This window comes from Stenotrophomonas sp. 3diitr2024 (genome assembly GCF_042136455.1).
GTDB lineage: Bacteria > Pseudomonadota > Gammaproteobacteria > Xanthomonadales > Xanthomonadaceae > Stenotrophomonas > Stenotrophomonas sepilia.
In genome coordinates, this window is sequence record NZ_JBHHMJ010000471.1 from 1 (window position 1) to 8,514 (window position 8,514).

Here is an 8,514-nt window from a genome sequence, read left to right on the forward strand (position 1 = left end):
GATTCCCACAGGCGGCGCACTTCGCGGTTGCGGCCTTCCTTCACCACGACGCGGAACCAGTCGTGAGAATCGGTGCCGCCGATGCGTTCGATCTCATCGCGCATCGCATCGACCTCGCCCACCGAGCCCAATGGCGTACCGGGGTCTGCCAGCACATGGATCTCGATGAAGCGCATCCGCCCCATCTTCGCCACGTGGCTGGTGAAACCGGCATAGCCACGCTCGGACACGAATGCCTGCATTACCTGCTGCACGCGCCGGTCCAGGTCATCCGGCGCCACCTGCAGCACTTCGCGCATGGCCTTCCATGCACTGCGCGCCGGCACTGGCAGTACCGCCAGGCTGATCAACGCCAGCACGATCGAATCCAGGTACGGGACCCAGTGGTGCCACTCGCCGCCATGCAGGACAAGGGCCAGCACGAAGGCCAGCACCACCGCCAGGCTCATCAATCCACCCAGCAGCCAGCCTCTTACATCCAGCCACAACAACGCCGAGCGCAGGCGCCGCGCACGCTGCGCGACGAACGTCGCCATTGCCAGGTTGCTGGCACTCAGCAGCGCCGCCCACCACAGCGCGGGCCCGAATTTCACTTCGTGCCCGCCCGTGGTCAAGCCGATGACCGCGTTGGCCAGCGCGTACACGCAGGCCAGCGACAGGATCACCCCGCCGAGTGCCTCGACCATCGGCTCCAGATGCCAATAGCCGTACTGGAAGCGCGGGCTCTGCTCCCGCGCCACCAGCCGCAGTACCGACAACGACACCAGGGTCAAGGCAACGTCGACCAGGCTGTACACGCCGTCGAACAGGATCGCCTGCGATCCCACCAGCAGGCCACCGATGAAGCCGACCGCGCTCACCGCGATGGTCACCCCGATGGAGAACTTCAGGATGCGTTGCTCGCGCGCGGTATCCATCGCTCGCCGAAGGGCCGACCGTCCCCGGTCAGGCCTTCAGCACCTCCACCTTGTACGATGTCACATCGCCATCGTGCTCGATGATGAGCCCGTGCACATCCGACTCGAAGCCCGGGAAACGCGCATTCTGTTCACGGGCAATACGCAGTGACTGGATGATCGGCTCGTCGCTGTCGCCGAATCGCTCGCCCGGCATGATGGTCGGAATGCCCGGCGGATACGGCACCAGCATGGTCGCCGCGACGCGACCACTGAGCTGCTCGATGTCGACCCGCTCGATCTCGCCCTTCACCAGGTGGTTGTAGGCATCGGCCGGGGTCATCACCGGCGTCGGCAGATCCACGTACATCTCGCGCATCACCTTGGCGACCTCGAATTCCTGGTTGAACGCGTGCAATGCATCGCACAGGTCACGCAGTCCCCAGCCAGCGTAGGCAATCGGATAGTCCGCCGCCAGCGTCGGCAATGCCTGGCTCAACGGCGCGTTGCAGTCGTACAGCTCCTTGAAGGCCATCAGCTCGGTGACCAGCGTGCTCCACTTGCCCTTGGTGATGCCCATCGAGAACAGGAACAGCACCGAATACAGGTTGGTCTTCTCCACAGTGATGCCGCGGCCCCACAGGAACTTGCTCAGCACCGCCGCCGGAATGCCCAGCGTGCCCATGCTGCCGTCCATCGCCAGGCCCGGGGTCAGCAGGGTCACTTTGATCGGGTCGATCAGCACGTAGTCATCGACCAGATTCTCGAAGCCGTGCCAGTGCGCATCCGGCTGCAGGTACCACTCCTCGCGCTTGGCCACCAGCGGAGCCGGCGTATCGCCCTTGTCCAGGCTGCGCTCGACCTTGGTCGGCTGCCACACACTGAACCACCAGTCGTCGCGCCCGAGGTCGTCACGCACGTGCAGCATCGCGCGGCGGAAGGCGATCGCCTCGTCATGCATTTCCTGCACCAGCGAACGGCCGGCCTCGCCCTCCATCATCTTCGAGGCCACGTCACAGGCCGCGATCACCCCATAATGCGGGCTGGTCGAGGTGTGCATCATGAACGACTCGTTGAAGCGCTCGGCATCCAGGTCGCGCTGCGCCGAGTTGCGTACGTGGATCATCGACGCCTGCGAGAACGCGGCCAGCAACTTGTGGGTGGAATGCGTGGTGAAGATGATCGCATCCTGCTCGCGCGGCTTGCCCTTGGCCATGCCGTAGTGGTTCTCATAGAACGGATGGAACGCGGCGTAGGCGTACCAGGCTTCGTCGAAGTGCAGGAAGTCGACCGCGCTGCCGATTTCGTCGGCGATCTTCTCGGCGTTGTAGCACAGGCCGTCGTAGGTCGAGTTGGTCACCACTGCAATGCGCGGCTTGGAACCGGCCTTGTAGGCCTGGCTGGCCAGCGGGTTGGCGGCGATGCGCTGCTGCAGCGATTCCGGTGTGAACTGATCCAGGCTGATCGGGCCGATGATGCCGTGTGCGTTGCGGCTTGGGGTGAAGTACACCGGCACCGCGCCGGTCATGATCAGCGCGTGCAGCAGCGACTTGTGGCAGTTGCGGTCGACGAACACCACGTCGCCGCGGGCCACCGTGCCATGCCAGACGATCTTGTTGGCGGTGGAGGTGCCATTGGTGACGAAGAAGGTATGGTCGGCACCGAAGTTGCGCGCCGCCTCTTCCTCGGCATCCTTGATCGGGCCGGTGTGATCCAGCAGTGAGCCCAGCTCCGGCACCGAGATCGACAGATCGCTGCGCAGGGTGTTCTCACCGTAGAACTGGTGGAACGCACGGCCGACCGGCGACTTGGTGAATGCCACGCCGCCTGCATGGCCCGGCGTATGCCAGGAGTAGTTCGACTCTGCCGCATGATGGATCAGCGCCTTGAAGAACGGCGGCAAGAGATTCTTCATGTAGTCTTCGGCCGCGCGCATCACCTGCCGCGAGATGAAGCTCTTGGTGTCTTCAAACAGGAAGATGAAGCCGTGGATGTACTTGAGCAGCTTGCTCGGCACCTTTTCGATGGTGCGGCGCTCGCCGTACAGGAACACCGGCAGGTTGGCGCGGCGCGCACTCTGCTCGCGCAGGAAGGCGGTGAGGCGCTGGAACTCGCCATCCACCTCTTCGCTGCCATCGATCGAGATCAGCACCGCCGAGGCCGCCACGTAGGTACGGGCTCCGGCACGCGCATCATCCAGGTTCAGCCCGCACAGCACCCGCTGGTCGTTGCTGCGCAGCTCTTCCACCAGGGCGCGGATCAGGATGCCGCCGATGCGCGGCGACTCGTAGTCGTTGTCGATGACAATGACCGGGTAGTCCAGGGACTTGAAGTACACGTTGATTCTCCTTGTCGAACTCAGGAACGCTGGGCGCCGGCGCTGATGGCCGATGCCTCGCGGGCGCGCTGCCGCTGCTGGCGGCGCTCCTCGCTGAAGAAGGGATAGAACACGGTGATGAACAGCACGAACAGGAAGGCGTATTGCACGATGGTTCCCGACGAGCCGTAGATCGCCCACAGGCAGTACACGACGGTCAGGCTGGTGAGGGTCCAGAACGCACCGGTATGGACCAGGGTGTGCGAACGCTCGACCACGAAGTAGCAGGCCACGCACGAGTAGATGTAGGGCAGCAGGGTCAGCACCACGGCCGCCGACGTGATCACGTCGAACTGGGCCGACGCGGTTTCCGAGGTGGACGTCACCAGCACCGCCAGGGTCATCAGCACCGCCACGATCAGCACGCCCTTGACCGGCACGTCGTCCTTGTTGGTCTTGCTGAAGATGCTCGGGAACAGGCCATCATCCGAGGCCGCCTTGGCACTCTGCGCGGTCAGCAGGATCCAGCCGCCCAGCGAACCGGCAGCGCCGATGAAGGCGCACAGGCTGACCAGCGCGCCGCCCCAGCCGCCGACCGCCTTGGCCGCCGCCAGCGCGAACGGCGCGTCGGAGGTCTGCAGCTCGCCATTGGGCACCATGCCCATGATCACTGAGGAACTGGCGATGTAGGCGATGGCAGCCAGGAACACACCGGCCAGCGTCGCGCGGGCGACGTTCTTCTCCGGATTTTCGACCACACCGGCAGTCACCGATGCAGACTCGACACCGATGAAGGCCCACAGGGTCAGTGCCGCGGCACTGGAGATCGCACCGAAGTTGGACTCACCGGACACGTTGTAGGCGCCCTTGAAAATGTCGGCATCGAAGAAGAACCAGCCGAAAATGGCGATGCCCAGGATCGGCACCAGCGCGAAACTGGTGGTGACCGTCTGCACACGGCTGACGAAGGCCGGGCCGATCACGTTGGCAAAGCTCAGCGCCCACACCAGGATCAGCACCGCGATGCAGCGCACCAGCGGCTCGGACAGGATCGGGAAGAAGTAGCTGAAGTAGCCCACCGCGGCGATCGGTATGGCAACGTTGCCGATCCAGTTGGCGAACCAGTAGATGGTATTGGTCTGGAAGCCCATGTAAGGCCCGAACCAGTCACGCGCATAGGCATACGGACCGCCCGCCTTCGGCGCCAGCTTGCCCAGCTTGGCGAATACGAAGGCCAGCAACAGCGCACCGGCCGTGGTGATCAGCCAGCCCCAGATCGATGCGGTACCGATCTTGGCCAGGCTGGACGGCAACAGGAACACGCCTGAGCCCATCATGTTGCCGGCGACGAGGAAGGTGGCTCCGACCACCCCGATTTTCTTTGCTTCTGCCATGACAATCTCCTGTACTGGCATGAGCCCGGTGCGGCCGGGCGTGGGGACGGTTGCGCTGGCGTAACGCCGCTGGCGCTTACTTGATGAAGTTGTATTGCAGGCTGCCCTGCACCCGGACCGTGTCGCCGCGCGCGCCGCCCTGCTGTTCCAGGCGGCCGTACAGCAGCTCCATGCCCATCGTCCACGACGGCGCCGGGCTCCAGATCAGGTTGAACACGCCGTATCGGCTCTGCCGGAAGGCGTCGGCAGCGAGTGCCGCGTTCCGCTCCAGGGTCAGCTGGCCGAAGATCAGGTTCGAACGCCACAGCTCGGACCAGTAATGCGTGTAGCCGACGAAGCCGCCGTGCAGGTCCAGCGCGTCGAGACGGCCATCGGCACCGACCACCGCGTCCAGCCCGGAGCCGGTCAGGTCCGCGGTGTAGCGGCTGAGGCCGCGCCCGCCGAGCGCGCCGAACAGCAACAGATCGCGCTCGCCTACCGATGCCGAGCCACTGAACTGCAGGCCGCCGGCCATGCGCCGGTCGCGCTCGCCCTCGCCGTCATAGGCCAGGCTGCGCGCCACCGCGCCCAGCTGAAGATGGCCCCAGTCACGCTCCATGCGTGCGGTCACGGTCACATCCGGCAGCCGGTTCACTGCGGCCCGTTCATCACTGGCACCGGCCAGTTCGGTCTTGGGGTCTTCGGCGGCCAGCGTCAGGGTGTTGCCCTTGCCCATCGCGAAGCTGTGGTGGATGCCGGCCACCAGCAGATAGCCGGCGCCGCCGGGACCGGCGAAGTCGAGCGTGTCGGGCAGGCTGTCCGGGTCCATGAAACTGGAGTAACCGTAGCCGGCATAGGTATTGCCAAGCTGGCCATACGCATGGCGCAGGCGGAACGCGTAGCCATCGCTGCTGCCGAAGAAATCATTCTCCAGGTAGAAGCGCAGGTTGCCGTGCGTGGTCGGGCGCCGCGCCTCGAAGCTGAAGCGGGTCTGCTTGGCGTGGATGTTGAAATTGGAAACATCGCGATGGCTGCCGCCCACCGGCATCGACGAAGGGATGAACTGATCCTCGTCACCGGCCGCACGCGAATCGGCAATCGCATCGAGCTTGGCATAGCCGCCAATGCGGATCACCGTGTCAGTACCTGGAATGGCAAAGAAGCCCTTCAGATCCGGGTCGGTCGGCCCAGCAGCGCTGTCGGGACGCGAGGCCGCCGTTGAGGGATCGGCCACCGATTCGCGCTGCGGCAGCACCGGTTGCGCCACACCCGGCACCTGGGTGGGATGCAGCAGGTTGGCGCTGCTGCCAAGTGGTGTCACCGGCGCCGCTACCTGCGCAGCGGCCGCGACAGCGCCCTCGCGTTGTTCGAGCTGATCCAGGCGCTTCTGCATGCCCTCCAGTGCCTGCCGCATGGCAGCGATTTCCTGGCGCAATGCGTGCGCATCCTCCTGGCCATTCTGCTGCGCATAGGCCGGCGTGACCGCCAGCGCGGTCAGGCAGGCCAGACTCAGTACCGCAAAGCGCATTGCATCCTCCCTGGACGAACATTCGCAGCGCACTGACGGCGCGCGCACAGGCGCAGCTCCGACATTGCGTTGCCGTTGCTGGAAATGCGGGTACTGCGTCGACGACACCGGCCAGCCTGCGCGTGGCAGGCAACAGGACGATGACACTGCCCCGCCCGTACCGATATCGACGCCATCAGGGCCGCACTGCCGGAGAGGTGGCGACCGCAGCGGTCTGGGTAACAACCAGGGAGTGAGAACGTCGTGAATGGCTGTGCCGACTGCCCCGGTTCAGGGCGTGTCAGGCGCGGCATCCCTGGCGCGTTGACGCTGTATTCCATGCGTCACAGGCTAGTCCGCCTGTCGTTTTTGGCCTTGATTGGAATCAAGGCGCGATGCTTGATGTCAGTCACGATTCAGACGTGACGACGAACAGGAGGTGCGCAGCCTGCATCACCCGCACAGGTGACGAAAAGCAACAGGCCCGCATGCTGCCATGCGGGCCTGTGGTGTCGCATCACGGCGTGGGTGCCGGTCAGCGCGGGCCCAGCACCGTCTGCAGGTCAGCGCCCTGTGGCAGGCCGGCGCGACGCTGCACCTGGCCCTGTGCATCCTGGAACAGGATGCCCGGCGTGCCCTGGAAGCCCATTTCAATCATCAGCACCTGGTTGGCGTCGAGCTTGGCGGCGATCTCGCGGCTGATGCTCGGCAGGGCCTTGATGCCACCACGGTCGAACTGGTGTTCGTTTTCCAGCAAGGCCGCACTCGGGTCACGCGCAGACAGGATGGCCGCAGCCTTGGCCGGGCTGTCCTCGCGAATCACGCCGACCATGATGTGGCGCAACTGCACTTTGCCGGCGTCGACCCACGGACGCGCCGCTTCCCAGAACTTGTGGCAGTACGGGCAGTTGGCATCACTGAAGGTATAGACCACGCGCGGCGCATCGGCCTTGCCGTCACGCACCCAGGCACTGGCCTCCAGCTTGGTCCACATCTTGGCCGACATCGGTGCTGCGACCAGCTTCTCCACCGCCTCGGCGGCCACGTCGTTGCCCTCGGCATCGAACAGGCTGCCTACCAGCACATGCTTGCCGTCGGCGGTGACATAGGCTGCGGCCGGCTGCTGCCCGCCCACCACGCCAGCGAATCCACGCAGGCCACCCGGTGCATCGAACTCGGCAACGACTTCAAAACCGTGCTTCTCGATGCCTTTCAGCACTGCGGGGCGCTCGCCCTTGGCCGCTGGGGCCTGAGCGCTCGCTGCCGGCGCGGCCGCCTTGCCCGGCGGGGTCTGGGCCTGGCTGCAGGCGGCCAATGCCAGCATGACCGGCAGCAACAGCACCGCCGGAGCGATGCGCAGGGAAGTCGACAACATGGGAACTCCGTAGTGAGATGCCCGCGCAGGCTACCGCAGCCGGCGCAGTTTGTGTTCAAGACCCGCCGCCGTCAGTTCGCCAAGGTGCAGTTCACGCAGGCGGCCTTCGGCGTCGAAGAACAGCGTCGACGGATAGGCCTGTACACCCAGCACGGTTGACGCCGACGCGGTATCGTCCAGCAATACGTTGCCCAGCCAGAGCTGTTCGGATGCGATGAAACCCTTCACTTCGTCCAGGGTTTCCCCCTGGTTGAGGAACACGAACTGCACGTCAGTGTGGGTCTGCTGTGCGGATGCCAGTACCGGCATCTCGCGACGGCAGGGACCACACCAGCTGGCCCAGAGATTCAGCACCACCGGTTTGCCACGGAACTGCTGCAGATCGATCCTGCGCCCCTGCAGATCGGCCACCTGTACCGCCGGCAGCGGCATCCGCTGCTCCTGCCATGTTGCCAGCAGGTGGCTGCCCGCCGCCCACAGCACCACACCCACCAGCGCGCCCGCCAACACCGGCGCACGTAACGCGCGCCACAACCGCAGCCGCCAGGTGCCCCACGCCAGGCCCGCAACCAGCACGACTGCAAGGTGATACCCACCGTCGGCGATCTGCAGGATGCTCCAGGGGGCCTCGCGGTAGAGCGCGAAGTTCAAGGCCACGAAGCTGATGCGTCCACACAGCAGGCCGATCAGCAACATGTCCAGGACCAGGCTGGCCCCGGAAGGCACTGCCATCCCGTCCTTCGGCCGCGGCCACAGGTGGGCCACCGCCATGGCCAGCAGCACGCACATCAGGATCAGCACCACCGGCATCGGCACCGGTCCAACACTCGACATCAACCCACCTGTCCCATCATCTCGTTGCCTGCATGGTCAAAGCGTCGCGCCCAGGTTGCAAGTGCGACGCCCAACGCCGGCTTCAGGCCGCGCTGCGCGGCATCTGCATGCCAGGCGCCGGTTGCAGCCCGCGCAGGCTGCCCGCCACCGACGACAACAGCGGCCGTTCGCGCCGTTTGTTGTTGACCTGCCGCCGATAGTTGGCCGGCGTC

General features: G+C 65.3%; 6 protein-coding genes and 1 pseudogene. All 7 read right to left on the reverse strand.

Features of this window, described 5'->3' with window-relative positions:
- Positions 1-917, reverse strand: a 917-nt coding sequence (locus tag ABGA94_RS11855; protein WP_375367369.1) for a cation diffusion facilitator family transporter, incomplete at its 3' end; no start/stop codon positions are given.
- 28 nt (positions 918-945) lie between these two features.
- On the reverse strand, positions 946-3,234 hold the full coding sequence (locus ABGA94_RS11860; protein WP_005417105.1) for an Orn/Lys/Arg decarboxylase N-terminal domain-containing protein: 2,289 nt from the start codon (positions 3,232-3,234) through the stop codon (positions 946-948).
- A 20-nt stretch (positions 3,235-3,254) separates the two neighbouring features.
- Positions 3,255-4,607: an arginine/agmatine antiporter gene (gene adiC / locus ABGA94_RS11865; protein ID WP_005410068.1), complete on the reverse strand. Its 1,353-nt coding sequence runs from the start codon at positions 4,605-4,607 to the stop codon at positions 3,255-3,257.
- A gap of 76 nt (positions 4,608-4,683) precedes the next feature.
- Positions 4,684-6,114: a DcaP family trimeric outer membrane transporter gene (locus tag ABGA94_RS11870; RefSeq protein WP_095377154.1), complete on the reverse strand. Its 1,431-nt coding sequence runs from the start codon at positions 6,112-6,114 to the stop codon at positions 4,684-4,686.
- 514 nt (positions 6,115-6,628) lie between these two features.
- Positions 6,629-7,468: a thiol:disulfide interchange protein DsbG gene (dsbG, locus tag ABGA94_RS11875; RefSeq protein WP_053499661.1), complete on the reverse strand. Its 840-nt coding sequence runs from the start codon at positions 7,466-7,468 to the stop codon at positions 6,629-6,631.
- A gap of 30 nt (positions 7,469-7,498) precedes the next feature.
- Positions 7,499-8,302, reverse strand: coding sequence for a redoxin family protein (locus ABGA94_RS11880; RefSeq protein WP_032954270.1), 804 nt, complete (start codon positions 8,300-8,302; stop codon positions 7,499-7,501).
- 82 nt (positions 8,303-8,384) lie between these two features.
- A pseudogene (locus tag ABGA94_RS11885) lies at positions 8,385-8,514 on the reverse strand (AraC family transcriptional regulator); the annotation flags it as partial.